The organism is Pseudomonas sp. 13B_2.1_Bac1, assembly GCF_025466155.1.
Lineage (GTDB): Bacteria > Pseudomonadota > Gammaproteobacteria > Pseudomonadales > Pseudomonadaceae > Aquipseudomonas > Aquipseudomonas aylmerensis.
This window is the reverse complement of sequence record NZ_JANLOH010000105.1, coordinates 1-383: the sequence shown is the minus strand read 5'-3', so window position 1 is coordinate 383 and position 383 is coordinate 1. Positions and strand designations below refer to the sequence as shown.

At 57.7% G+C, this 383-nt stretch carries 1 protein-coding gene; it reads right to left on the bottom strand.

Features of this window, described 5'->3' with window-relative positions:
- Positions 1-383: hypothetical protein (locus tag NTD80_RS26245; protein ID WP_262135473.1), on the bottom strand; the 383-nt coding region annotated here is incomplete at both ends.

Genomic DNA, 383 nt, shown 5'->3' with positions numbered 1-383 from the left:
TCGGCGCTGATTTCCCCGAGCAATTCGTTCATGTACGGCGGCGGCATCATCCGCATCCAACTGACCAATACCGACAAGTAAATGAACAGCAGCGGCTCATCGCTGAGTACCAAAATGCCTTTTGCGAGGATTTCGGCGCTGACGTTCAGGAGCTTTTCGAGTTCGGCGCGGGACAGGTAATGCAGCAGCTTCTCGGCATTGGCAAGCGGGTTCATAAGCCACTGAAGCAGCTGCTTGAGGGAGTCCCAGAGTTCATACAGCGCATTGCCAAATCCCCGGGCGTAGGCTCGGTGCAGCATCAGGTAGCGCTTGAGGAAATTGGCCTCGGAGTAGTTCGCCCACAGCGGTGCAAACGTGGCGTCCCACTCGCTGCGCAGCCAGCC